We start from the raw sequence: 22,720 nt of genomic DNA on the forward strand, positions 1-22,720 counted from the left end.
TTTTAACGCTCCCCTAAAATAAAGTGTCTTCCGATTTCTTCTGATTTATGAGCGTCAGATCCGGTTTCCAATTCTAAGCCCAATTTCTCAGCTTGCTCTATAATGAATTGATTAGGATACGTTTGCTGATAGTACTCCTTATCGATTCCTGCAAAATTATAGTCTAACCGATACCCGTTTTCTTTCGCTAGTTTCAGCAATTCGGTCCAATCAATCTTATCAGTGTATTGATACGCTTTCTGAAACTTATGAATCAAGTTCAAATGACCGATTTTCTTCGGCGTCAATTGTCCGTAAGGTAAGCTCAGTGCCTTTTTCACTGTTGCAGCGTAGATACTGTATAGTGTATGAACCCCCACTTCCTGTCCTTTTTTAACGAAACTGTCTTTGCTGTAGTCGATACAAAAGAAAGTACCATCCGGCAACTTCAGAAAATGAACGCTTAGGATAGAATGCTCAACGGCTTCAGGATACTGTTCTAAAAAGAGCTGCGTTTCCTGTTCATATCCTTCTATATAATCGATTTCAAAGCCGATATTAATTTTGATCTTCCCCTGATACTTGGCTTGCAGACCTTTTCCTTCTTTCAGATATTCATAGACATCTTCCTTTTTCATTGCGCTATCTTTTGTCGGTACCGTATCATTAATCGGTAAAGGTGCATGTTCCGTAAACGTCATTTCTACTATCCCTTTTTCAATTGCCTTTTTGACGTACTGCTCCATTAGATCAGTAGATCCATGAGGACAATACGGCGTATGAACGTGTGTATCTTTTATCATGCCCGCTCCCTGCTTTCTCTCTATTTAATATATTGTGTTTTTCTTTTCAAATTGATTTTTTTAAATTAAAAAATTCTATAACGTGCTGTATCTTTAGTGTAACGGAATATTTCATTGCAAGTTATTCATATATATAAAGGTTTGTGTTACTATTTTTGTTATCAGTAAAACTTACTAAACACAAGTTTTATTGTATCAGACTTTAAAAATATAAGAAATGAGGAAGGAACTATTATGCATTCAAACAGTCACAACCAATCCATACTCCATCAAAAACAACAAGAATTGGAGTTCCTCCATCATTTCCATGGATTGGATTTTGAATTGATCGACTTATCTGTTATTGAACAATTTGACTGGACTAAGTTATCACAAGATGATCTTGGTCTAATGAACGAACGTCATAAATGGCAGCATGAAGGATCTTTATTTGCTTTAAGAAGCGACTGGACCAATGCCATCGTTCGTTACCGAAAAAAATACCAACTAAATGCTGAAAAAATTGCGTATACTGGACCCGTTTATACGTTAAATACTGAAAAACATCAATATGGTCTTGAAATTTTTACCGACAATGTCGATAAGCAAGCTGAAGTGCTGACTCAAATGGTCCGTTTTATCAAACAGTCTTTATCCATTCCATTATCTGTTGCAGTGATCAGTCATAACACATTGCTGAAAAACCTGCTCTCAGAAGAAGAACTCGCTGATGAGCTGACAAGAAAATTTATAAAAGAGCGTAACCGCGATGCTCTGATCGCAAAATTAGGCACTGATCATCCAATCGTAGAATTGATGGCTCACCCAGCTGCCGAACAAGCTGCTTATGTGAAAGAACATATGCCTCATTTAAAACGTCATATCGAAGAAATGAGTCACTGGGAATCCATTTTAATAAAGGAAAATGTATCCTATGTTTACGGTGACATGCTGGCGTTGCCTTCTCAATCTTATTATAAAGGGATTTCGATCCAGCTCTATTCAGAAGACCAAGTAGAACCCATCGCTTCAGGCGGACAGTATTCTAGTCCATCTAATGCCTTTGGAATCGGTTTGAACGTTTAACTCATTAAAAGCGTCCATGGAGGAATAAATATACATGATTACAATTGCGTTATCAAAAGGAAGACAATTAAAAGACTTTATCAACTATCTTGATGAAAAAAAGCTAACCAGTTGGAGTACAGCATTAAAATCTGTCTCTAGAGAGCTGGTGGTCGAAACAGAAAATGTCCGCTTCATGCTGGTCAAAGGAGAAGATGTGCCTGTCTACGTTGAAGAAGGTGTTGCGGATCTAGGCATTACGGGCAGCGATGTATTATTTGAACAAGATCGTCAAATCAATAACTTGATGGATCTGCCTTTCGGATACTGTCACTTTGCAATTGCGGCTAAAGAACCGCAAGACACTTATCCTGTCGTTGCTACAAAGTATGTTCAGTTTACCCAACAATATTTTGATTCAATCATGCAGCCTGTCAAAATTATTCAATTAAAGGGGTCTGTTGAACTGGCAGCTACCATCAACATGGCGGATGCTATTATGGATATCGTTCAAACCGGAACGACCTTAAGAGAGAACGGGCTGAGTGAACAAGTCCAATTAGATGAAATTAATGCTCGTCTCATCTCCAACAAGCATGCTTACTTTGCTAAGAATGATGAAATTCAAACGATTATGAATCAGTTAAGGATGAATGACCATGTTTAACGCACAGGAATTTACACAGATTTTTACTGAGGAAAACGAAATGGACTGGACAGTAATGGAAACTGTCCAGTCCATGATAAAAACAGTTCAGCAAAATGGAGATCGAGCTTTATTAGACTATTCAAAACAGTTCGATCGCGTTGAGCTGGATGAACTGACTATATCAAAAGAAAAGCTTAAAGAAGCTTATGAATCGTTACCAAGCGACTTGCGAGAAGCACTAGAAGCCGCTAAGGAAAATATCGAACAGTATCAGCAATCGATCAAATGGAAACAAAGTGAGTCTTCTGAACTTTATCAAAAAATTCATCCATTGAATCGTGTCGGAATCTATGTCCCTGGCGGAACGGCTCCGCTTGTTTCTACTGTCTTGATGACAACAGTGCTGGCGAATGTTGCCGGAGTAAAAGAAACGACGATCGTCACCCCGCCTCAACCAGAGGGTGTTCAGCAAGCCATTCTTGCAGCCTGCTATATCGTCGAAGCTGACCACGTCTATCAAGTCGGCGGAGCTCAGGCAATTGCTGCACTAGCGTACGGAACAGAAACGATCCAAAAAGTTGATAAAATCGTCGGACCAGGCAACCAGTATGTTGCGATGGCTAAAAAACTAGTCTATGGAGATGTCGGTATAGATTCGATTGCAGGCCCAAGCGAGATCGTTGTAGTTGTTGATGAAACAACGAATGCAGAATGGGCAGCCTATGACTTGATGGCTCAGGCAGAGCATGATGTACTGGCCAGAACATTTCTAATCAGCGAAAGCAAAGAAAAAATAGAAGAGATCTTGTCTGAAGTAGAGAAAAAACGATCAACTCAACCGAGAGCCGAAATTATTTCTAAGAGTCTTTTAGATCATCACTATGCTGTTCATACGGCTTCCAAAGCAGAGACCGTTCAAGTCGTAAATCTGATTGCTGGTGAACATGTTTCGATCCAGACCAAAGATGCCGAAACCTATGTCGATCTGGTTACGACAGCTGGTGCTTTGTTTGTCGGTGACCTTTCTCCTGAAGCGATCGGAGACTATGTTGCCGGACCCAGTCATGTTTTACCGACAGGCGGAAATGCCCGCTTTTCAAACGGACTATCCGTAAATGATTTTTTACGGACAAACTCAGTAATTCACCTCTCCCCTGCATCATTTGAGAGGATGGCTCCTTCAGGGATTCGTTTAGCCAAAGAAGAGGCACTGCAAGCGCACCATGATTCCCTTTATTACCGATTGGAGGATATTCAAAATGATAAGAATCGATAAAAACGAAAGTCCATACAGAGCACTGACAGAAGATGAAATTGCAAAAATTGCGATTGATACTCAATTCAATCAATATGCTGAAAACGAGTATCAAGATCTGCAGAAAAGTTATGCTGCATTTAATAATCTTGATCCAGAACTGGTTTCTTTTGCCAATGGATCAGATGAATGGATTCAAAAGTCTGTTGTTGTTTTAGGCAAAGGACCTATCTTAACTTTTGATCCTGACTTTGTAATGTACCAGGTCTACGCCGAACAATTCGGTCGGGAAATCGTCAAACTCCCCAGCAATGAAGATCATACCTTTGATTATGAAAAAGTCTACAAAAAGATAGAAGAGTTGAAGCCCTCTATCTTTATCTTCTCACAACCTAACAATCCGTACGGTACTTTACACCCGGCTGATTTCATCGAAAAAGCAGCAGAAATGATGAAAGAAGTTGGCGGATATTTTGTTTTAGATGAGGCTTATGGCGAATTTGTGGAAGAAACTGCACAATATCCTACAGGCGATCACGTTATCCGATTCCGCACTCTATCAAAAGTTTATGGACTGGCTGGACTGCGTATCGGAGTCGCTACTTCTACGCGCAAGACAATGGAGCTTTTAGACTCTATCGCCCACCCTTATCCGTTAAATACTTTCTCACTAAACGTGGCGGTCCACCTGCTGAATCAGCCTGAAAGACTGGAAGAATTTATTGAATTGAACCGCGAGCTTTCAAAACAGCTTCACAGTGTATTCAAAGAAGAGGTCGGCGATATCATCCCTATGCTTGAAAGCCACACAAATTTCTTGTTCACTTATGGAGACGATGCAATGGACTTAGGAAATTATATTGTTGAAAATGGATTTTTACCAAGAATGTATCCTGAAGACGAATCTCCTGCACTAAAAAAAGCGGTACGATATTCGATTGCAAAAGAAAATCAATTAGAAGAAATCAGAAAAATCATTCAAAAATGGAGAGATGAAAAATGGCAGTCAAGAAAGAACGGATAACAAAAGAAACGTCTATCCGCATGTCAGTCGATAGAGGTCTTGAACCTTCAACGATCGATACAGGCGTAGGCTTTTTAAATCATATGTTGGATCTTCTGGCTTTCCATGGTCACTTTGTTTTTGATATAAAAGTCGAGGGTGATCTGGACGTGGATGATCACCATACAACAGAAGATGTCGGCATACTCTTAGGCCAGTCTATTGCTGAACTGAACGAAGATAAATCAAAAATCCAGCGCTACGGAACAGCTTATGTACCGATGGATGAAACTTTGGCGCGCTCTGTCGTAGACATCAGCGGTCGTCCTTGTCTTCACTTTGAAGCTGTGTTTTCAAGTCAGAAAGTAGGAACATTCGATGTAGAATTGGTAAAAGAATTCTTTTATGCAGTAGCCATCAATTCCCGGATCACAGCTCATTTAGACTTGATTCGCGGCGGAAATACTCATCATGAAATCGAGGCTCTATTCAAAGCTTTTGCACAAAGTCTAAGAATCGCTTTGAGCGATTCAAATGTGAATAGAATCCCTTCCTCAAAAGGAGTGATTGAAGAATGATTGCCATAGTAGATTACGGATTAGGCAATATTGCCAACTTGACGAATGCCTGTGAATATCTAGGATATAAAGTTGTAGTCACCAGCGATTTAGAAGTCTTGAAAAAAGCAGACCGAATTATCTTACCTGGTGTGGGTCACTTCAATGATGCAATGAATCGAATCAAAGAGAATGGTCTTTTGTCTGTGTTAGAAGAATTAAAATCCTCTAAACCATTTGTCGGAATTTGTTTAGGGATGCAATTATTGTTTGAACACAGCGAAGAAGGAAATGTTGACGGATTAGGCTATTTACCTGGAACGGTCAAGAAGATTACAGGAAATGTCTCCGTTCCCCATTTAGGTTGGAACAAGCTGAAATCGACTGTACCCTCTTTAGATGATGATGTGTATTTTATTCATTCTTTTAAAGTTCATACAGATCAGAATGTTGTAGCTACTGCTGAGTATGAAGATGATGTTGTAGCGATCGTGCAAAAAGACAACATTATAGGAATTCAGTTCCACCCAGAAAAAAGCGGTGTTAAAGGTCTGCAGATTTTAGATCAGGCACTTAAAGGCGGGTTTTCACAATGATAGAATTATGGCCGGCAATCGATCTGATAGACCAGCAAAGCGTCAGGTTGACTGAAGGAAAATATGAATCAAAAGAAGTCATGAATCGCTCAGCAGAAGAAGCGATTGAATACTATAATCAATTCAAGCAAGTCACTCGCATTCATATTGTAGACTTGATGGGTGCGCTGCACCAAAAACCCGCTGAAAGCGAGTTTATTACAAATCTTATCCAGACCAGTCGTCTGCCGATTGAGATCGGCGGCGGTATTCGTTCACAAGAGACGATTGAACACTACCTATCAAATGGTGCATCATATGTGATCGTTGGAACGAAAGGTCTACAAGATTTAGACTGGTTAAGACAAATGACAGATCTGTATCCTGGGAAAATCTATTTAGGATTGGATGCTGTGAAAGACCAAGTCGCAGTAAACGGCTGGACTGAAACTGAAGATTTCACGATTTATGATGTGGCTGAAAAAACAGCTTCGTTCAAGTTAGGCGGCATTATTTATACTGATATTTCAAAAGACGGCAAAATGGGCGGTCCGAATGTAGAATTGACGGCAAAATTAGTCGAGCTTTCTCCCCACCCGATTACGGCATCTGGGGGAATCAGAAGTCTATCCGACATGAAAGAATTAGAAACGATCGGGGTAAAAGCAGCTATCGTAGGAAAAGCTGCCAATACTTCCGAGTTCTGGGAAGGAATCAGCTAATGATCAAGAAACGGATTATTCCTTGTTTAGATGTTAAAGACGGGGTAGTCGTCAAAGGCATCCAGTTCAAGGGATTAAGAGAAATCGGAAAGCCTGTAGATCTGGCGAAACGCTACAATGCCCTCGGAGCAGATGAATTGGTTTTCTTGGACATCTCAGCAACTGAAACCGGTCATGCATTAATGCTGGATGTTATTAAAGAAACAGCAAAAGAATTATTTATCCCTATGACGATCGGCGGCGGCATCCAGTCAGTTGCAGATATTTCTGCGCTGCTTGGTGCGGGTGCTGATAAAGTCAGCTTGAATTCAGCTGCTTTAAGAAATCCAGATTTAATTCGCGAAGCAAGCGAAAAATTCGGGGCTCAATGTATCTGTATCGCATTAGATGCAAAATGGGATGAAGAAAAACAAGATTGGTTCTGTTATACGCACGGCGGCAAAAAAGCAACAGACATTCGCGCGCTGGACTGGGTCAAAAAAGTAGAAAGTCTTGGTGCAGGAGAGCTGTTGGTGACCAGTATGGACTATGACGGTATGCAGCAAGGATTCGATCATAAACTATTGAGCTTGATTCAAGAATCTGTAACGATACCCGTCATCGCTTCCGGCGGTGCCGGCACTTCCGAGGACTTTTCAGCGTTGTTCTTAGAAACAGATGTCTCTGCAGGACTGGCTGCTTCCATCTTCCATGATGAAGAAGTATCGATTCAAGAAGTCAAAGATGATTGTATACGAAAAGGAGTGGCGATGAGAAATGTCTAAATATGACGATATAACCCCTGATTTTTCAAAAGGACTATTAACGGTCATTCTGCAGCATTACACGAACAAAGAAGTTCGTATGGTTGGTTACATGAATGAAGAAGCTTTTGAATTGACCAAAAAAGATGGAGTTGCTTGGTTTTATTCCAGATCTAAAGAAAGACTTTGGAAAAAAGGCGAATCCAGCGGCAACGTTCAGTACGTCAAAGACATGTATTTAGACTGCGACAAGGATGCTTTACTGGTTATGGTAGACCCTGCTGGACCAACTTGCCATACTGGAACAGACAGCTGTTTCAATTTAGCTGATTCCTTTACGTTAAAAGACATTGAAGCGACTGTTCAAGATCGCGCTGAATCTTCTGAAGAAAAGTCTTATACCAACTACCTGCTTTCTGAAGGGATAGATAAAATCGCCAAAAAGTTTGGTGAAGAAGCTTTTGAAGTGGTGATCGGTGCTAAAAACAACGATAAAGAAGAAGTTGCAAATGAAGCGGCAGATGTGCTGTATCACTTAGGTGTACTGCTGCACCATTCCGGTGTGACGGTTGCCGATGTAGAAGCTGTATTATCTGCTCGTCATCAAAAACCGAATAACTTTAAAGGTGAGCGAAAAGAAGTTAACGAATGGTAAAACTTTTCTCTTTCTAATCTTTCTTCAAAGCCAAAAACCGGTAAGTCGATTAATGACTTACCGGTTTTTGGCTTTATTTATTAAAACACACCTAACTTGCGCAACGCTTACAGTATTTATTTATCTTAATCTTCTTATTGTTTCTCCGTTACTATCCCTTTATTTGGTGATACTGTTGCAATTCTGCTTTAACCTCTGTATTCTAATAGATAACTAATAGATGTACTTAAATATTCTGATAATAAAAAAAGGAGTCTCTCATGACCGCACAACTACAGCAAATCATTATTATTATTACGCTCAGGGCTTAGCACTGTAAGAAATTTTACAGCTGTTTAGTCCTATTCATGGTTGTGTGAATGGGACTAAGACCTCCCATTCTTATTACAAGAGTGGGAGGTCTTTTCTTTTGCATCACATTTAGAATAAAGATAAAAGGAGGAAGAAACCGTTCAGTTTTTGTTCATTCTGCAAATAACCTTACTAAGGAGATGAAAACATGCAATTCTTTAAAAAAGTGAATGACTATTTTACGCAATACTTATCTTATATCGTAATTTTAACGGCGGCAGCTGCTCTGCTGTTTCCCGGACTATTTACCTGGGCAGCCGGCATTACCACATATACCCTGCAATTTATTATGTTTACCATGGGACTTACAATGAAACCATCTGACTTCAGTGAAGTGATGCGAAAACCTTGGCAGGTATTTCTAGTTGTTTTTGGCCAGTATCTATTTATGCCTTTATCAGCTGTTGCTCTATCTGCAGTCTTTAACTTATCTCCAGAAGTCGCATTGGGCTTGCTGCTGGTAGGTTCTGTTCCTGGTGGTACTTCTTCAAACGTGATGGCTTATTTGGCAAATGGAAATCTTCCTTTATCCATTAGCGCTACTTCTGTTTCCACTTTGCTGTCTCCTTTGTTGACACCGGTTATTTTATCATTGTATGGCGGTGCTTACTTAAATGTTGATTTCTGGACGATGTTTTTCTCGATTATTCAAGTCGTTTTGCTGCCGGTCATCGCTGGACTATCCATCAGCTATTTTTGGGGAAAGCAAACCCAGAAAGCAGAAAAAGTATTACCTTCTTTCTCATCAGCAGCTGTATTGCTGGTTCTTGCCGGTACTGTGTCCGTCAATCAAGAAAATCTATTAAGTACTGGTCTCCTTATCTTCTTGGTTGTCTGGCTGCATAATCTCAGCGGATACGGTATCAGCTATCTGATGTGTAAATTGCTGAAAAGAGATGTCAAAACAACTCGCACGATCGCAGTTGAAGTGGGTCTCCAAAACACCGGTTTAGCAGCCAATCTTGGTCTGGCACATTTTTCTCCCGCTACTGCCTTAGCAGCTGCAGCTGGTACGATCGTTCACACATTATTCGGAACCATCTTCGCAAACCTTTGCCGTCAGAGAGACCGGAAAACTTCTGCATTACTGAATGATAAACTGCAGAATGAAGCAGCCGTGTCTACTGATTAATCTAAAAATCAATTTATCTATAGAAAGCAGGGATATTATGAAACTCAGCCAAACCGTCCGCAGCGGACCCGACCAGTTTATCTGTCAGCAAAATGCCTTAACCTTATTACACGAAAAATTAGATCTTTTTTCTCAACCCGTTATCATTACAGGAGAGAAGTCTTATGCAGCTTTTGAGAAACACTATCCGGATACTCACAATTATCCCGTTTTAAGATATGACCGGACAGCTTCTGTGGAAGATATGGAGCGCTTAGCCGCTCAATGCCAACATGCAGACTGTATAATTGGTATCGGCGGAGGTAAAGTGTTGGATACGGCAAAAGGAACGGCTGATCTGCTGGAAATCGAATATATAATGATTCCGACAGTATTAGGGACTTGCGCGGCATATACACCTATCTCTGCCACCTATCATCCGGACGGAACTTTTAGAAGTGTAGATTACTATAAGCGTGCAGCCTACCTTTGTCTGATGGACCTGTCTTTACTGATTGAATCGCCTGTCCAGTACTTCGCTGGCGGGATCGGCGATACGCTCGCTAAATGGTATGAAGCAGAAGGTATTACCAGCCACTATGAAGGCACGTTACCGGCAATGGTATCTGTCGGTTTACAGACTGCAAAGGTGACTCAAGAGTTGCTGTTGAGTGACAGTGAAGAAGCATTAAACAGCATGCGTCAGCTTAGCGTTACTCCAGCGTTTCAGCGCGTTGCAGAGGCTGTCGTAGCCATTGCAGGAACAGTCGGAGGATTCGCTGGCGAATTTGGAAGGATGGCTGGTGCTCACGCTGTCCACAATGGAATGTCTTTAATCAAAGAAACACATTCCTTTGAACATGGTGTCAAGGTGGCCTACGGTATACTCGTTCAGTTGACGGCGGCTGGAAAAACTGAGGAAGTAGATAGACTCCTTCCATTTTATGAAAAGAATGGGTTTCCGCCTACTCTTTCAAGTTTTAACATTCCTGAGCGTGACTTGGATGAGGCGATGCATAAAGTCGCTGACTTTGCTGCTGCTGACCATGAAACCTTTACGTTAGCCGTACCAACTGCACAATCAGATGACATTTACTCTGCTATGCGCTATCTAGAAACCCTATCTCGCAATAAAACGTTAGTATAATCGCTTGAGTAGAGCTCCTATAAGGGCTCTGTTCTTTTAAGGTTTCGCCTTTCCTAAAATAAAATGATGAAATTCATTCATTATAAAAGTCTCCTAAAAATTCTGCTGTATGATTTGAAAATTTTTTCTCAGAACAGTACCCTTATAAAAGTGAATGAAACAAGATAGATTGAAATGATATATAAACAATTATTTCAGTTTATCTGCTATTTTATTGTAAATGAGGGAATAGTATGGATACTCGTTTTGAACGAATCCGATCAGCAGAAAAAGGGGCTCGCGTCAGTATTGTAGTCTATATCTTACTGGCTGTATTGAAATTAATCATCGGCTATCTCTTTCGTTCTTCTTCTTTAAGCGCTGATGGGTTCAATAATTTTACGGATGTGATTTCTTCCGTTACAGTTTTGATCGGACTGAGAGCCGCCAGAAAACCCGCTGACTCCAATCATCCTTACGGGCACTGGAAAGCTGAGCCGATTGCCAGTCTTATCACTTCTTTTGTCATGATGTTTGTAGGATTCCAGGTTTTGCAGTCTACTGCAACTCGCCTGTTGTCTGGGGAAGTCGTACCTCCTAATCCTTTAGCTGCAATTGCCGCTTTAGTGGGTACCGTCATTATGCTGGGTGTCTACCGGTATAATCTGACCCTGGCTAAACGAGTAAATTCTAATGGACTAAAAGCTGTAGCAAAAGATAACCTTGCAGATGCACTGACCAGTTTCGCTACGGGTGTTGCTATTTTTGCTTCTTCATTTGGAATCGGATGGATCGATGGTGTCATGGCTATCATCGTTTCCCTGATTATACTCAAAACAGGATTAGAAGTATTTAGAGAAAGCACCTTCTCCTTATCGGACGGCTTTCATGAACAGGAGTTGGCAGAGTATCATGCAGTGATTATTCAATTACCTGAAGTTCAGGAAATCGCCTCTTTAAAAGCACGCATGTACGGCACAAATATATATGTAGATATTACGGTACTTGTTAATGCCGAGATGACAGTACAAGAAGGACACGATATAACTGAAACCATTGAAACGGTGCTATACGAACAATATGATGTAATGCACACAGATGTCCATGTCGAGCCCTATCATACTTGATTCAGGTCCAGTCAAGATCAGGTTTTATTAATCACTATTTTTTTAACCTTTTAATTCAACATTATTGAAGCCAAAAAGGAGCTGTACAGATGATATCTGCGCAGCTCCTTTTTCTGTCATTCATTATTTTTGCTTTTACTAATAGATTACTTCAGTGTTGATTTCAATCCTTTTTAGAATTGATGACTTTAAAATTATGATTGACTGTCGCTTCGATCGTTCCAAATTCTTTGAAATAATTCCCGATCAGTTCGTTCATTGGAATCGTTACTTCCCGAACGATTTTTGAAGCATCAAACATGGCATAATCGCCGCCGCCTACCGCTCTATATTGGTTGATAACAACCTCAAGTTCATCGTCTGGCTGTACAGGTTCTCCTTTGTACTCCAGTTTCACTACTCTTTCGCCGAACGGTTGAGCAACATCAATAATATAGTTTATGCCTTCATACATATCGTAATTATACATTTGCGGTTTCGGCTCCATAAAGTCCGGATTTACTGCAATATCATCTTGCTCATTCAACACAAAATACTCAGCAGATTGCTCAATCGCTGCTTTTAAGTCTGCACCGCTGACCTTCAGGACGGCTAATGTATTCGGGAAGATATAATTGGTCACGACATCTCGCATAGTAACTTGCGGATTAAATCCGCTGCTTTCATTATTGAAAAGTGCCGTTCCGGAAATATCGCAGTTTGTGTAATGCATTTGAACTTTCTGGATAAACTCTACATATGGATGTTCTTCTCTCCTAGCTTGTTCAACATCATCAATCAGCATATCTCCTGAAACTTTTCCGATCGGCTGATCCAGCCAGTCTTCAACTTCGTTATTCAAAGCTTCGTACTTACCCGCAAGACTGCCCTCTAAAGGGGTCTGTTCAGAGATTTCAATCAGTTCGGGATAGATCGATTGGATTTGAACGTTTCCTGCTTCTTTTTCCAGTTCTACTGTAACTTTTCCAAGATATGCCCCTTTATGTCCAGGCATTACTGTAGCCACGCCGTTTTTTGTCTGCGCAATAACTCTATGCTGATGTCCGGTCAGCAGTACATCAATGCCTTTAACTTCTGTTAGAATTTTATAGCCTTCATTTTCACCAGTTTGAATTTCCGTTTCTTCACCAGAGTCGAGATCTTTTTCAAATCCGCCATGATAACTGACCACGACAATATCTGCTTCTTTTCTAAGCTCAGGGACATACTTTTTCGCAGTCTCATAAGCTGACAAGAATTGAAGCCCTGTATAATTTTCAGGATGTTCCCAGTGCGGAATATACTGCGTCGTCAAACCTAAAACAGCTACTTTGACTCCTTCTTTTTTTAGAATAACATAAGGGTTGCCAAAAGCCGGCTGCTGTTCTTCATTTAAGATGTTCGCCGAAAGGATCGGATACTGTGCCGAACGGACTGCAGTATTCAGATAATCCAAACCATAGTTGAATTCATGATTGCCGATAATCCCTGCATCATAAGGCAAGTCATTCAAAGCATTAATTAACGCATCCGCTTCGCCTTTTTCTTTCAGCACAAAGAAACTTAAAGGAGACCCTTGAATAAAGTCACCATTTTCTATAACGACTGATGGTCCATCTGCAGCAGCTACTTCTTTTTTTAATTGATCCGCCAGTTTAAACAGACCAAATCCCAGATTCTGCCCTCTTTTCTGGTAATCCGTCGGAAATAGATAGCCGTGTACGTCACTTGTTTCAAAAATGGTTAACTTCATCATTTTGTCTCCAATCTATGTATGGATAAGCTGAAACAGCTCATCCTAGTACTTTTAGTGTTGATATTCTTTTTGATATTCAGGAACGAACGTATTAAGTCCTTCACCTTTTAACGCTTCGTAAAAAAGCTCAGGATTAAAAGTGTGCCAAGGAATCGTCACTCCAGCATTTGCTCGTTTTGCTACTTTCAGCAAGTTTTCTTTTGTCGCATGTCCGCTGGCCCCTAATGAAATAAACGTGATATTCAAAGCAGCCAGATAATCTTGCAGCTGGGCATATCCAGGATCAAATTCTCCTAGTGGTTCCCCATTGCTGTGCAAATAACAGCTTTGTTCAAACTGCTCTAAGTAGTGCACATTTTTATAACTGTTTTGCAGCACATATTTTCCTGGCTGATCAGACAGCTCTTTTAAGGTAACCGCTTTTTCTGCATAGGCAGGAACTTCCGCTTTATCTTCCAGCGTTTCTTCCAGCAAGGTCCATTTTGCATCCGGATAAAACGTATGCAGAATATGCGCATAACTTGATTCCCAAACCATCGTTCTTCCATGTTGTCGAATGATTTCATCAATCTTTTTCATTCGTTCTACGTTTCGGATATACGGATTATAGATAAACAGATCTTCCGTATTCATAGTGATCATATCTTCCAGTTCATTCACTAGCGTCTGCTCGTTTAAAGATTTGCGGGCAGTTTTTTCTTCTGCTTCTTTTTCGGGTTTGAAGCTGAAAGACGTTCCCTCAATCAGCAAGACATCTGCTCCCCAGTTATTCGCTTCTTTTGCCCATTGCAGAACGCGTTCAGGATGATCTCCGGAAAGTCTGAAGTCCCCTGAGTGAATCATTTTCAAAGTGGGTGTTTCAATAAAGAATGCACTACATCCTACTGTATCATGGTCACTATGTTTGGGCAATACTGTAATATCGCCTACTTCAATGGAATTGCCGAAATCAAATGGAATCAGCTCGCATGAAACCGGCAGATCTTCTCCGATATGAACGAGTTCATTATATAGAATATATGCTTCTCGTGAAAGATAAACTTTTGTTTCTTCAGGCAGCTGGCGAAGCCCACCCATGTGATCTAAGTGAAGATGAGATACGAATACGGCCGTTTCCAAATTCGAATCTTCTGAAGATGTAAGAGACAAAGTTTTGAAGTCCGTTGTATCATATAGTCCTTCGATAGCCGGCAGACTGCCTGACTGGATCAGTGTTTCGGTTTCTGAGATACCCTCTTGTTTTGCTGGAATTTGTCCTCCAACAGTTAAGCCAAAGTCACAAAGGACTCTGGCTTTGGCTGTGCGGATTTCGACAATATTCCCTCCGATGGTTTTTAATCCATTCCAAAATTGGTAAGTTGTCATATAAGAAATCCTTTCTATAGCTCTTGATCAAAATATAGTCAAGAGATGTACTACTAACAAAACTTCCATAAATGAAGGTTTGCTTATTTATTTGATTCGATAATTGATTCAGTTTCAGCTTGCAGGTTTTCCAGAACAGTCTTAGGATCTGCATCGTTGACAGCCACTTCTTCCATTGCTGCAGTCAATGCGTTTCTGAATTCACCATATCCTTGGAATACAGGACTCGTCATACCATAGCTTAGCATTTCTGTGGGAGCTTTGTAACGAGGGTTTTCTTCCAGGAATGTCATATAAGTTTCATCTTCAAGCGCAGATTTGACGATTGGCACATATCCTGTTGCCATAGCCCATTGTGCAGTATTTTCTGGTTGTAACAGGAAGCTTAGGTATTCAACGAATCCAGCTTGTTCTTCTTCAGAAGCTGAGGAGAATAGTCCCAGATCGTTACCCGCGAATAGAGTTAATTCCGTATCATTGAATGTTGGGATAGCTGCAGTAGTCCAGTCAAGTGAGTTTTCTTCAGCTACTGGTTCAACGTGAGCTAATCCAGCTGATGAACCAATGTATAATGCTGATTCTCCTCGTCCGAATGGTCCTGAGAAGTATCCATCTTCACCGGCAGTACGAGCATAGCCTTCATCAAACATAGTGTTGATAAAGTTTAATGCTTCAACACTTTCTGATGATCCGATATCTGTATCCAATGTTTCTTCAGAAATAAATTCTGCTCCGTTTTGACGAGCCATTGTTTCGTATTCCATTTCGTAGCCATTTTCGAATCCCATAGCTACACGGTCGTCGCCAGCTTCTACCATCATTTTACCTAACGCTTCGATATCTGCCCAAGAAGTTGGTACTTCAACGCCGTATTCGTCCAAGATTCCTTGGTTTACAAACATCAAACGTGTTGATTTAGAGAATGGCAGAGCGTATCTTGATCCTTCGAAGTTAGAAGAGTTTTTAAACCCTTCGTAGATATCTGCAAGTGTATCAGCGGAAAACCCGTTTGAAGTCAGAAAATCATCGTCAAGAGGAACAAGCAAGTCGTTAGTCGCTAATTCTGGAACGTCCGTTGTTGTCAATTGAGCCATAGTCGGTAATTCTTTTGATACACCGGCTGCAGTGATCGCCTGGTTTAACTCATCGTATCCACCTTGGTTTTGTTCCACTACTTCGTATTGGTCTTGAGATTCATTGAATTCTGTCGTCAATTCTTTAATCGCTTCTTGGTGAGGACCATTCATTGCGTGCCAGAAAGTAATCTCCACTGGTTCAGCGTTAGCTGTTTCTGTAGATTCTGATGAAGAGTCTGCTGCTGCTGTATCTTCTTCTGCTGTCTCACCATTTCCACAAGCTGCCATAAGTAATGATCCTGCTAAAATACCTGTACCTAGTTTTAACCGTTTTATTGAACCTTGCATGTTTAATCAATTCTCCTTTTGTTATAAGTTTGGTTTTTAAAATTGAAACCTGTTTATCAGTAGTCCGATCTTCAACTCGATATGGTTGGCGATCAGTGTATTCTAGCCTTTCAAACCACTCTTAGCTACACCCATGATGATGTAACGCTGCAAGAATAGGTAAATCAAGATCATAGGAGCAATAACGATTGCGGAAGCAGCCATTAATAATTGATAATGGGTTCCTGCTTCTGTTGTAAATGCCAGCAATCCTACTGGTAATGGTCTAAGTGCCGTTTCATTGGTTACGATCAGCGGCCACATAAAAGCGTTCCAGCTTCCGATAATTTTAAGGATCGCTACAGCTACGATTGCCGATTTCGATAGCGGAACCAGGATGGTCCATAAGAATCTGAAATCATTGCTTCCATCAACTTTTGCTGCATAATACAATTCATTCGGAATGGATTCAAAATTCTGTTTCAGCATAAATACGGAGAAAACACTCGCCACATAAGGAATGATCATTGCAGCATATGTATTGATCAACCCCATATTTGAAATCGTCAGATAGTTGGGGATAATCAGTAACTCTCCCGGTACCATCATCGTGGCGATCAGAATTGTAAACAGCAAGTTTTTCCCATAAAACTTCAATTTTGCAAAAGCAAATGCTGCCAGAATTGTCGTCAATAATTCACCCAGCGTTGACAGTGCTGTAATCAGAACACTATTCAGAAAGTAGCGTCCAAATGGAGCGACTTCAAACGCTTCGATAAAGTTTTCGATCCTGAATACCTGTGGAATCCATACCGGCGGCATAGCCACGGCTTCAGCGGGCGACTTCAAAGAAGTCGACACCATCCATAAAAATGGAATCAGCATGGTGAAAGAACCCAGCCCAAGCAAAACATACGCTGCTACTCTTGTAGATATATTCTGTGAAGCACCTGAATCTAGGTCAGCTTTTTCTTTTTTCCGCTTTAAAATACTTGCTAATAGCGGCGTTGATTTTCTATTGATCTGTTCCATATTCGTCAGCTCCTTTCTTAATAGTGTACGAATTTCTTGTTGAATCCCATTTGAATAAGAGTAACCACTAAAATGATCAAAAATAAAACAATTCCTGCGGCTGCAGCTACAGCATATTGATTCTCCTGATAGAATTTCTGGAAAATATAGTAGACAACCGTCATTGCTGAACCCGCTGGTCCTGGTCTGCTCTGGAAAAGCGCAAAGACTTCATCGAAAACTTTAAAGCTATTAATAACGCCCATAACAGAAACCAAGAATATAGTTGGACCTAATAGCGGCACAGTAATATTTGTAAATCGTTGAAATCCTTTTGCCCCGTCAATTTTTGCTGCTGAGTAATAATTGGCGTCTATATTGTTCAATCCAACAAGGAACAGTATGATATTGAATCCTAATCCCTTCCAGACTGCCATAATGACGAGAGCCAGCATGGCATAATCTGGATCTTCCAGAAATTCAATAGGTGCCACCCCTAGCAGTCCTAACCCATAATTCAACAGACCGAAGCGGCTATGATATATCCAGCTCCAGACGATGGAGATAGCGACAGTACTCGTTACGAATGGCAGAAAATAAATAGAGCGGAAAAAACTGGATAAGGCTTCGATTTTTGTCAACAGTACAGCAATGGTCAAAGAAATGACGATTGAGATGGGAACTACCCCTAAAACGAATATGAACGTATTTCGAATCGCCAGTATGAACTTCGGATCTTGTAAAATCTCGACAAAATTACTGAATCCATATCCACCGACTTCTCCTGTGAAGATATTATAGTCCTGATATAAACTCATTAGAAACGACTGAACGATCGGATACAAGTTGAAGGTTCCTACAATCAGCAGCATCGGTGCGATATAAAACAGTGACTTTAGAGAGCTCTTCAAAGTCGGCTTTTCCATCATGCCAATGCCACCGCCTCAAATTCAACGGTTTCTCCATTCTGGTCGAACAGATGGATATCTTTCATTTGTGCTGTCAGATATATATCTGTTTCCTCTTGAGGAATCACTCCCAGATCGGTCGCCACAACTTCTTGATACTGGTTTTTAATATGAACGGTAACGTCTTTTCCGACACGAGCAACGTGGCTGACCGTGCCTTCAAATAAGGCTTCGTTCTGATTTGTGGTTGTAACCAGGTCTTCTGCACGCAATCCAATCATAGTGACAGTACGTTTTGTGTTTTCTGGAAGCGCTAGTCGATCCAAAACTTCCGGATGTGCAACTGTGTCGATTGTGTTGATGACTGGTGTTCCCAAAAACTGAGCTACAAATCGATTCTTAGGCTTTCTGTATAAAGTGATTGGATCACTGTTTTGCTGGATTGCTCCTTCGTTCAGAACCATTACTTCATCCGAAATACTGAGAGCTTCTTCTTGGTCGTGAGTAACGAAAACCGTTGTAACACCTGTTTCCTGCTGGATACGATGAATCTCTTCACGCATTTCAATTCTCAATCTAGCGTCCAAGTTAGAAAGAGGTTCGTCCATTAAAAGGATAGACGGTTCTTTCGCTAATGCTCTTGCGATCGCTACACGCTGCTGCTGCCCGCCTGATAACTGCTTCGGCTTTTTGTCAACATGATCTTCGATCTGTACAAGTGTTGCTAGTTCCATCGCGCGTTCACGGCGCTGCTTCTTAGGTACTTTTTCCATTTTCAGTGGGAACATAATATTTTCTAAAACTGAAAGATGCGGATATAATGCATAATTCTGGAACACCATCCCTACCTTACGTTTAACAGCATCTTGCTTCGTGACTTCTTTATCTCCAAAGTAAATCTGACCGTTCGATGGGAAAGTCAATCCTGAAATCAACATTAAAGTCGTTGATTTCCCGCAGCCGCTGGGACCGAGAATAGAAACCAATTTACCTTCTGGTATCGTGAAATTGATATTCTGCAATACGGCTTTATCTCCGTATGCCATCGTGACATCATTAAAACGAACTTGCATCGTGTTCACTCCTTTATTGATTCAAAACTGCTCTGTAAGCAGTACTAAAGCGTATCATTTTTATCTTCTTGCAGTCTATCATAGGTTTGTTAATGAGTTGTAAATGTAGTGTATGTATCTTGTCAAGATTCAACCTTTGTCTATACTGTTTTTTTATGATAGTATAGTTTGTTTGTCCTCTAATCATTAGAATAGAAATCGGTTACTGCTGTTATACTTTTTTGTCTTCTGTAAGGAGAAACGACAGCTTGCTTTTATGAGAATTTTATAAGACAATATACAATAAGATTTAGAAATGAAGGAGAAAATGAATGAATCAGAAGATAAAAGATAAAATCAGCACAATGGAAGCGACACTAATCGATTTTCGCAGAACATTGCATCAGCATCCGGAAATTGCATTTGAAGAAATCGAAACGACTAATCGGATCGCAGAGAAACTTGAGGAACTGTCGATTCCTTATAAGCGGATGGATCCGACAGGCATACTTGCAGAGATCAATGGTGAACAAGATGGCAAAACCATTCTGCTTAGAGCGGATATTGATGCTCTGCCCGTCACTGAGTTGAATGATCATTTAGACTATCGTTCTCAGGTAAAAGATAAAATGCACGCATGCGGCCACGATGCTCACACAGCTATGCTGATGACTGCTGCTGCTGCTTTAAATGAAATCAAAGCGGAGATTAAAGGAACCGTCCGCTTACTGTTCCAGCCTGCTGAAGAAGTTGCTGAAGGTGCACGCAAAATGATCGAACAAGGAGTTATCGAAGGTGTGGACAACGTTTTCGGTATCCATATCTGGTCAGAACTGGAATCTGGCAAGGTCTCCTGTCCTCCCGGTCCTTCATTTGCTGCTGCAGATATGCTGACTGTTCGCTTCAAAGGTAAAGGCGGACACGCCGCTATGCCCCATCAGACTGTTGACGCTGCAGTAATGGCATCACAATTTGTGTCGACCCTGCAGACAATTGTTTCCAGAGAAATCGACCCTTTGCATTCTGCTGTTGTGACCATTGGGAAAATGGAAGTCGGCAGCCGCTTTAATGTTATTGCAGAGAATGCTTTACTAGAGGGAACGATAAGAACGTTTGATGCAGTTACAAGAGACAAGATTGAATCTTCTATTGCTCAATATGCAGAACATATTGCCTTATTGTATGGCGGAACGGTTGAGGTTGATTATGAACGCAAAACAGAACCGGTCGTCAATGAAACACATTCAGCTAAGCTTGTCCAAAGTGTTGCTGCTGAGGCATTCGGAGAATCTGCCTTGCAAGAAGAACCGCCTACCATGGGAGCAGAAGATTTTGGGTATTATATGGCTGAAGCAACAGGTGCATTTGCACTGGTTGGTTCAGGAAATGAGACGAAAGATACTTGCTGGGCACATCACCACGGCCGCTTTAATGTAGACGAAGCAGCCTTGAAAGTCGGCGCAGAGCTTTATGCGCAGTATGCATTAGCTTATTTGGATCAAAGTGAGTTTTAAGCTTCTGCTTTTCTTTTAAATAACAAAAATCCTCTTATCTCATGACCAGCAGATTCGCTGGGCAGGATAAGAGGATTTTTACTTATTTTTATAATCCAATCAAGATTAGACAAAGTCGCATTAATAGAAACACGATTTGTGAAAACATGTGAGCTAATATAGCGGCTTCTAAATGATGTTTATAGTAAATCCAGCCGAAAATGATACTGCCTAGACCGTTCATGACAAATAATCTGACCCACAGCACTGTACTCATTTCAAATACTGAGATATTCCCTACTGTGAAGATAATCGCAGAAAAAAGGATACTGAATAGATACACGTATCGGTTGAGTTTCTGACCGCCTAAACTGAATACATAGACAATGATCGTCATCAAACCGAATCTAAGCAGAATTTCTTGTGTGATTCCGCCATATAGAATACTAGATAAGATTTGCTCCCATCCAGGTACCATCAATGCTCCTTGAAATGCTTCTGGCAGCCATGGCCGGAACACAATATCAAATCCTCCGGTCACAAGACCGACTACTGCTCCGCCGATTAATACTGTGCTGAGAATAGATCTGATATGAAGAGAAGACTGCTCGTAAATAACGGATCTTAGTCTGACTTTTTCTGCATTAAAGTGACCAATCAGCAGAGCACCTGTAATGATCGTCAAAGGCTGAAGCAAACTTAGTCCAGCAATCTGCCAAGTCTCATATCCTTCCAATCCTTCTGTCGTAGTGGCTACAGCTGTATTGTATACAACGGGATATAAACTTGCTAAACTGATCAAAATCAGTCCGAAGTAAATCCAAAACCCTTTCCACTTGCTCTTCTTTTTTACCTCAGTCTGCTTTAATGAACTTTCTTTTCTTTCTGCCGGCACCGGCAAGCTCCTCTCTGGTAGAGTATTTCGTACTGAACACTTTTTATTTCACTTTTAAAATTTGTTCTTTTGCGTGCACAAATTCCGTAATCAGTGCATTAGTCGGTGCTTCAAACCCATATTCATTTGCCAATCTGGCAACTGCACCATTGATATAGTCAATTTCAGTTAAGCGGTGGTGCTGAATTAAATCTTGGTGCATGGATGGATAGTGATGACCAAGCTCTTTTCCAGCTGAAACGATATACTCGACAGTTTCTTCAAAGTCCAGTTCAACGTCTTGCTCTTTAGCCACTTCAACAAATTCTTTCACGATTCTTTCGACAATGGATACCGCCTGTTCTGTCTCAAACATCTCACCCAGTGTTGAGTCCAGTAATGAACAGGTCGCATTTAAAGCTCCATTTACACACGCTTTTCTCCAGATAGAAAATTTAACATTTTCACTGTAGATTCCGTTAAGCCCTGCATCTTTCAACACTGCAACAATTTCTTTTGCTTTTTCTTCTCCTCCAGGAATGAAGTTTTGGATTTCTGTTGATCCAGTGCCTTCTAATTCGATTTGACCAGGTCCATTAAGCCCTGCTGTCCAGATCGTTACGCCGATCAGCATATTTTCTAGTGGAACATATTCTTTCATAACCGTCTCATGACCAATACCGTTCAATAGGCAGACGACTTGAGTCTGTTCTCCAATGATTGGTTGAATGTCTTCAAGCATATCACCTAAAAACATCGCTTTTGTAAACATAAAGATTACATCTACCTGATCTTTAACTTCATTTGGATAATAAATAGGGATATGTGCAGTTTGTTCTGTACCATTATATTGAACTTGTAATCCATTCTCTCGAATAGCCTGAATATGTGCATCCCATTTATCAATCAAAATGACATCATTGCCCGCTTGGTGCAGCATAAATCCAAACCGGCTGCCCATCGCTCCACTTCCTGCAATTGCAATTTTCATTTTTTCTCACTCCTAATTTAACTTGAAAAAATCTACTTTCTTATTATACCATAGCCGTCATACCGCAGAGGTCCAGGTTTGATAAGTTAAGCAGATCTTCCAAATTCGTTTATTCATTTTGTTGTTAAAAAAAACAATTAGGATAAGCTGACCACGGAAAGAAAACTTTATAAGTAAAAAGTCTCCAA

22 protein-coding genes are annotated in these 22,720 nt (G+C 40.7%); 13 read left to right on the forward strand and 9 right to left on the reverse strand.

Annotation, left to right across the window (positions count from 1 at the left end; translation table 11 throughout):
- Nucleotides 1-2 precede the first annotated feature (2 nt).
- On the reverse strand, nucleotides 3-782 hold the full coding sequence (gene hisJ / locus B6F02_RS00120; protein WP_080145380.1) for a histidinol-phosphatase HisJ: 780 nt from the start codon (nucleotides 780-782) through the stop codon (nucleotides 3-5).
- A gap of 234 nt (nucleotides 783-1,016) precedes the next feature.
- Between hisJ and B6F02_RS00125 the strand changes: the two genes are divergently transcribed.
- The 12 genes from B6F02_RS00125 (at nucleotide 1,017) to B6F02_RS00180 (ending at nucleotide 11,700) form a co-directional block, all read left to right on the forward strand.
- Entirely contained in the window at nucleotides 1,017-1,847 is an 831-nt protein-coding gene (locus tag B6F02_RS00125) for an ATP phosphoribosyltransferase regulatory subunit (RefSeq protein WP_080145381.1), read from the forward strand.
- A 34-nt stretch (nucleotides 1,848-1,881) separates the two neighbouring features.
- On the forward strand, nucleotides 1,882-2,493 hold the full coding sequence (gene hisG / locus B6F02_RS00130) for an ATP phosphoribosyltransferase (RefSeq protein ID WP_080145382.1): 612 nt from the start codon (nucleotides 1,882-1,884) through the stop codon (nucleotides 2,491-2,493).
- Nucleotides 2,486-3,751, forward strand: coding sequence for a histidinol dehydrogenase (gene hisD / locus B6F02_RS00135; RefSeq protein WP_080145383.1), 1,266 nt, complete (start codon nucleotides 2,486-2,488; stop codon nucleotides 3,749-3,751). The genes hisG and hisD overlap by 8 nt, the downstream gene beginning before the upstream one ends.
- Nucleotides 3,735-4,754 carry a pyridoxal phosphate-dependent aminotransferase gene (locus tag B6F02_RS00140; protein WP_179128488.1) on the forward strand — a complete coding sequence of 340 codons (1,020 nt, stop codon included), beginning with the start codon at nucleotides 3,735-3,737 and terminating at the stop codon, nucleotides 4,752-4,754. Before hisD ends, B6F02_RS00140 begins: the two co-directional genes overlap by 17 nt.
- Complete coding sequence (gene hisB, locus B6F02_RS00145; protein ID WP_080145385.1) at nucleotides 4,730-5,311, forward strand: imidazoleglycerol-phosphate dehydratase HisB; 582 nt, start codon at nucleotides 4,730-4,732, stop codon at nucleotides 5,309-5,311. The genes B6F02_RS00140 and hisB overlap by 25 nt, the downstream gene beginning before the upstream one ends.
- Complete coding sequence (hisH, locus tag B6F02_RS00150) at nucleotides 5,308-5,886, forward strand: imidazole glycerol phosphate synthase subunit HisH (protein WP_080145386.1); 579 nt, start codon at nucleotides 5,308-5,310, stop codon at nucleotides 5,884-5,886. The genes hisB and hisH overlap by 4 nt, the downstream gene beginning before the upstream one ends.
- Nucleotides 5,883-6,587 carry a 1-(5-phosphoribosyl)-5-((5-phosphoribosylamino)methylideneamino)imidazole-4-carboxamide isomerase gene (gene hisA / locus B6F02_RS00155; RefSeq protein WP_080145387.1) on the forward strand — a complete coding sequence of 235 codons (705 nt, stop codon included), beginning with the start codon at nucleotides 5,883-5,885 and terminating at the stop codon, nucleotides 6,585-6,587. The genes hisH and hisA overlap by 4 nt, the downstream gene beginning before the upstream one ends.
- Complete coding sequence (hisF, locus tag B6F02_RS00160) at nucleotides 6,587-7,351, forward strand: imidazole glycerol phosphate synthase subunit HisF (RefSeq protein ID WP_080145388.1); 765 nt, start codon at nucleotides 6,587-6,589, stop codon at nucleotides 7,349-7,351. The genes hisA and hisF overlap by 1 nt, the downstream gene beginning before the upstream one ends.
- Nucleotides 7,344-7,985, forward strand: coding sequence for a bifunctional phosphoribosyl-AMP cyclohydrolase/phosphoribosyl-ATP diphosphatase HisIE (gene hisIE, locus B6F02_RS00165; RefSeq protein ID WP_080145389.1), 642 nt, complete (start codon nucleotides 7,344-7,346; stop codon nucleotides 7,983-7,985). The genes hisF and hisIE overlap by 8 nt, the downstream gene beginning before the upstream one ends.
- A gap of 499 nt (nucleotides 7,986-8,484) precedes the next feature.
- The gene (locus B6F02_RS00170; protein ID WP_080145390.1) at nucleotides 8,485-9,468 is read left to right on the forward strand and encodes a bile acid:sodium symporter family protein; all 984 of its coding nucleotides are present in this window, start codon (nucleotides 8,485-8,487) and stop codon (nucleotides 9,466-9,468) included.
- Between the two features lie 37 nt (nucleotides 9,469-9,505).
- On the forward strand, nucleotides 9,506-10,594 hold the full coding sequence (locus B6F02_RS00175) for an iron-containing alcohol dehydrogenase family protein (protein ID WP_080145391.1): 1,089 nt from the start codon (nucleotides 9,506-9,508) through the stop codon (nucleotides 10,592-10,594).
- Nucleotides 10,595-10,827: 233 nt separating this feature from the next.
- A complete protein-coding gene (locus B6F02_RS00180; RefSeq protein WP_080145392.1) occupies nucleotides 10,828-11,700 on the forward strand; it encodes a cation diffusion facilitator family transporter in 873 nt (290 codons plus the stop codon).
- 163 nt (nucleotides 11,701-11,863) lie between these two features.
- On the opposite strand, the gene B6F02_RS00185 is transcribed toward B6F02_RS00180, so the two are convergent.
- The 6 genes from B6F02_RS00185 to B6F02_RS00210 all read right to left on the reverse strand — a co-directional run bounded on the left by B6F02_RS00185 (nucleotide 11,864) and on the right by B6F02_RS00210 (nucleotide 19,195).
- Nucleotides 11,864-13,432 (reverse strand): bifunctional metallophosphatase/5'-nucleotidase, encoded by a 1,569-nt coding sequence (locus B6F02_RS00185; protein ID WP_080145393.1) that lies wholly within the window; start codon nucleotides 13,430-13,432, stop codon nucleotides 11,864-11,866.
- 54 nt (nucleotides 13,433-13,486) lie between these two features.
- A complete protein-coding gene (locus B6F02_RS00190; protein ID WP_080145394.1) occupies nucleotides 13,487-14,800 on the reverse strand; it encodes an MBL fold metallo-hydrolase in 1,314 nt (437 codons plus the stop codon).
- 83 nt (nucleotides 14,801-14,883) lie between these two features.
- A complete protein-coding gene (locus B6F02_RS00195; protein ID WP_080145395.1) occupies nucleotides 14,884-16,224 on the reverse strand; it encodes an ABC transporter substrate-binding protein in 1,341 nt (446 codons plus the stop codon).
- A gap of 102 nt (nucleotides 16,225-16,326) precedes the next feature.
- Nucleotides 16,327-17,088, reverse strand: coding sequence for a carbohydrate ABC transporter permease (locus tag B6F02_RS00200; protein WP_080145690.1), 762 nt, complete (start codon nucleotides 17,086-17,088; stop codon nucleotides 16,327-16,329).
- A 164-nt stretch (nucleotides 17,089-17,252) separates the two neighbouring features.
- On the reverse strand, nucleotides 17,253-18,143 hold the full coding sequence (locus tag B6F02_RS00205) for a carbohydrate ABC transporter permease (RefSeq protein ID WP_080145396.1): 891 nt from the start codon (nucleotides 18,141-18,143) through the stop codon (nucleotides 17,253-17,255).
- Nucleotides 18,140-19,195 carry an ABC transporter ATP-binding protein gene (locus B6F02_RS00210; RefSeq protein ID WP_080145397.1) on the reverse strand — a complete coding sequence of 352 codons (1,056 nt, stop codon included), beginning with the start codon at nucleotides 19,193-19,195 and terminating at the stop codon, nucleotides 18,140-18,142. Before B6F02_RS00210 ends, B6F02_RS00205 begins: the two co-directional genes overlap by 4 nt.
- 311 nt (nucleotides 19,196-19,506) lie before the next feature.
- Between B6F02_RS00210 and B6F02_RS00215 the strand changes: the two genes are divergently transcribed.
- The gene (locus tag B6F02_RS00215; protein ID WP_080145398.1) at nucleotides 19,507-20,688 is read left to right on the forward strand and encodes an amidohydrolase; all 1,182 of its coding nucleotides are present in this window, start codon (nucleotides 19,507-19,509) and stop codon (nucleotides 20,686-20,688) included.
- Between the two features lie 88 nt (nucleotides 20,689-20,776).
- On the opposite strand, the gene B6F02_RS00220 is transcribed toward B6F02_RS00215, so the two are convergent.
- Nucleotides 20,777-21,562, reverse strand: a complete 786-nt coding sequence (locus B6F02_RS00220; protein ID WP_080145399.1) for a hypothetical protein — start codon at nucleotides 21,560-21,562, stop codon at nucleotides 20,777-20,779.
- 43 nt (nucleotides 21,563-21,605) lie between these two features.
- Complete coding sequence (locus tag B6F02_RS00225; protein WP_080145400.1) at nucleotides 21,606-22,532, reverse strand: 2-dehydropantoate 2-reductase; 927 nt, start codon at nucleotides 22,530-22,532, stop codon at nucleotides 21,606-21,608.
- Nucleotides 22,533-22,720: the final 188 nt, after the last annotated feature.

Origin of the sequence: Marinilactibacillus piezotolerans (genome assembly GCF_900169305.1) — a bacterium.
GTDB classification, from domain to species: Bacteria; Bacillota; Bacilli; order Lactobacillales; family Carnobacteriaceae_A; genus Marinilactibacillus; species Marinilactibacillus piezotolerans_A.

Bases quoted from the DNA above. Each gene is read 5' to 3' on its own strand.
- B6F02_RS00125 (WP_080145381.1), top strand. From the start codon at position 1,017: ATGCATTCAAACAGTCACAACCAATCCATACTCCATCAAAAACAACAA.
- B6F02_RS00195 (WP_080145395.1), bottom strand. From the start codon at position 16,224: ATGCAAGGTTCAATAAAACGGTTAAAACTAGGTACAGGTATTTTAGCA.
- B6F02_RS00200 (WP_080145690.1), bottom strand. From the start codon at position 17,088: ATGCTGATTCCATTTTTATGGATGGTGTCGACTTCTTTGAAGTCGCCC.
- B6F02_RS00190 (WP_080145394.1), bottom strand. From the start codon at position 14,800: ATGACAACTTACCAATTTTGGAATGGATTAAAAACCATCGGAGGGAAT.
- B6F02_RS00140 (WP_179128488.1), top strand. From the start codon at position 3,735: ATGATAAGAATCGATAAAAACGAAAGTCCATACAGAGCACTGACAGAA.
- hisG (WP_080145382.1), top strand. From the start codon at position 1,882: ATGATTACAATTGCGTTATCAAAAGGAAGACAATTAAAAGACTTTATC.
- B6F02_RS00215 (WP_080145398.1), top strand. From the start codon at position 19,507: ATGAATCAGAAGATAAAAGATAAAATCAGCACAATGGAAGCGACACTA.
- B6F02_RS00185 (WP_080145393.1), bottom strand. From the start codon at position 13,432: ATGAAGTTAACCATTTTTGAAACAAGTGACGTACACGGCTATCTATTT.
- hisJ (WP_080145380.1), bottom strand. From the start codon at position 782: ATGATAAAAGATACACACGTTCATACGCCGTATTGTCCTCATGGATCT.
- B6F02_RS00175 (WP_080145391.1), top strand. From the start codon at position 9,506: ATGAAACTCAGCCAAACCGTCCGCAGCGGACCCGACCAGTTTATCTGT.
- B6F02_RS00180 (WP_080145392.1), top strand. From the start codon at position 10,828: ATGGATACTCGTTTTGAACGAATCCGATCAGCAGAAAAAGGGGCTCGC.
- B6F02_RS00170 (WP_080145390.1), top strand. From the start codon at position 8,485: ATGCAATTCTTTAAAAAAGTGAATGACTATTTTACGCAATACTTATCT.
- B6F02_RS00225 (WP_080145400.1), bottom strand. From the start codon at position 22,532: ATGAAAATTGCAATTGCAGGAAGTGGAGCGATGGGCAGCCGGTTTGGA.
- hisIE (WP_080145389.1), top strand. From the start codon at position 7,344: ATGTCTAAATATGACGATATAACCCCTGATTTTTCAAAAGGACTATTA.
- hisB (WP_080145385.1), top strand. From the start codon at position 4,730: ATGGCAGTCAAGAAAGAACGGATAACAAAAGAAACGTCTATCCGCATG.
- hisF (WP_080145388.1), top strand. From the start codon at position 6,587: ATGATCAAGAAACGGATTATTCCTTGTTTAGATGTTAAAGACGGGGTA.
- B6F02_RS00205 (WP_080145396.1), bottom strand. From the start codon at position 18,143: ATGATGGAAAAGCCGACTTTGAAGAGCTCTCTAAAGTCACTGTTTTAT.
- hisH (WP_080145386.1), top strand. From the start codon at position 5,308: ATGATTGCCATAGTAGATTACGGATTAGGCAATATTGCCAACTTGACG.
- B6F02_RS00210 (WP_080145397.1), bottom strand. From the start codon at position 19,195: ATGCAAGTTCGTTTTAATGATGTCACGATGGCATACGGAGATAAAGCC.
- hisD (WP_080145383.1), top strand. From the start codon at position 2,486: ATGTTTAACGCACAGGAATTTACACAGATTTTTACTGAGGAAAACGAA.
- hisA (WP_080145387.1), top strand. From the start codon at position 5,883: ATGATAGAATTATGGCCGGCAATCGATCTGATAGACCAGCAAAGCGTC.